This window comes from Nonomuraea sp. NPDC051191 (assembly GCF_044455665.1).
Lineage (GTDB): Bacteria > Actinomycetota > Actinomycetes > Streptosporangiales > Streptosporangiaceae > Nonomuraea.
In genome coordinates this window covers 1-1,826 of record NZ_JBITEZ010000054.1, presented here as the reverse complement: position 1 = coordinate 1,826, position 1,826 = coordinate 1, and the positions used below count along the sequence as shown (strand labels likewise).

Sequence of the window (1,826 nt, the reverse complement as noted above, 5' to 3'; positions counted from 1 at the left end):
ACCGGGGTGCCGTCCTCAAGGAACGGCATGTCCTCGACCGGCAGGATCTTGGAGATGACGCCCTTGTTGCCGTGCCGGCCGGCCAGCTTGTCACCATCGGTGATCTTACGCTTCTGGGCCACGTAGACGCGGACCAGCTCGTTGACGCCCGGCGGGAGCTCGTCGCCCTCGTCGCGGCTGAACACGCGCACGCCGATGACCTTGCCCTGCTCGCCGTGCGGCACCTTCAGCGAGGTGTCACGGACCTCACGGGCCTTCTCACCGAAGATGGCGCGCAGCAGCCGCTCCTCCGGGGTCAGCTCGGTCTCGCCCTTCGGGGTGACCTTGCCGACCAGGATGTCGCCGGGCACGACCTCGGCGCCGATCCGGATGATGCCGCGCTCGTCGAGGTCGGCCAGGACCTCTTCCGACACGTTGGGGATGTCCCGGGTGATCTCCTCGGGGCCCAGCTTGGTGTCGCGGGCGTCGACCTCGTGCTCCTCGATGTGGATCGAGGAAAGGACGTCGTCCTGGACGAGACGCTGGGACAGGATGATCGCGTCTTCGTAGTTGTGGCCCTCCCACGGCATGAACGCCACGAGCAGGTTCTTGCCGAGCGCCATCTCACCGTTGTCGGTGCAGGGGCCGTCGGCGATGACCTGGTTGACCTCGACCCGGTCGCCCTCGGCGACGATGGGCTTCTGGTTGAAGGAGGTGCCCTGGTTGGAGCGCTTGAACTTGGCGACCCGGTACGTCGTCCGCGTGCCGTCGTCGTTCATGACGGTGACGTAGTCGGCGGAGACCTCCTCGACCACACCGGCCTTCTCGGCGCTGATGACGTCGCCGGCGTCGGTCGCGGCACGGTACTCCATGCCGGTGCCGACCAGCGGCGCCTCGCTCTTGAGCAGCGGCACCGACTGGCGCTGCATGTTGGAGCCCATGAGCGCGCGGTTGGCGTCGTCGTGCTCGAGGAACGGGATCATCGCGGTGGCCACCGACACCATCTGGCGCGGCGACACGTCGATGTAGTCGACTTCCTCGGCACGGGCGAGCTCGGTCTCACCGCCCTTGGTACGGACCAGGACGCGGGACTCGGCGAACGAACCGTCGGAGTTGAGCGTCGTGTTGGCCTGCGCCTTGACGTAGCGGTCTTCCTCGTCGGCCGTCAGGTAGTCGATCTGCTCGGTCACCTTGCCGTCGACGACCTTGCGGTAAGGCGTCTCGACGAAGCCGAAGGCGTTGATCCGGCCGTAGGAGGCCAGCGAGCCGATCAGACCGATGTTCGGGCCTTCAGGGGTCTCGATCGGGCACATCCGGCCGTAGTGGGACGGGTGCACGTCACGGACCTCGAAGCCGGCCCGCTCACGGGACAGACCACCGGGGCCGAGCGCGGACAGACGCCGCTTGTGCGTCAGGCCGGCCAGCGGGTTGGTCTGGTCCATGAACTGCGACAGCTGCGAGGTGCCGAAGAACTCCTTGATGGAGGCAACGACGGGACGGATGTTGATCAGGGTCTGCGGCGTGATCGCCTCGACGTCCTGGGTGGTCATCCGCTCGCGGACGACGCGCTCCATGCGGGCCAGGCCCAGCCGGACCTGGTTCTGGATGAGCTCGCCGACGCTGCGCAGGCGGCGGTTGCCGAAGTGGTCGATGTCGTCGACCTCGACGATCACCTCACCGTTGGCGCCCGGCATCGACTCCTCGCCCGCGTGCAGGCGGACGATGTACTCGATGGTGGCGACGATGTCCTCTTCGGTCAGCGTGCCCTGCGTGATCTCGGAGTCGACCCCGAGCTTCTTGTTGATCTTGTAGCGGCCCACCTTGGCCAGGTCGTACCGCTTGGGATT

General features: G+C 67.0%; 1 protein-coding gene. It reads right to left on the bottom strand.

What is annotated here, in order from left to right:
- The coding region (gene rpoB, locus ACIA8R_RS52955) for a DNA-directed RNA polymerase subunit beta (RefSeq protein WP_397045848.1) at positions 1-1,826 on the bottom strand (1,826 nt) is incomplete at both ends.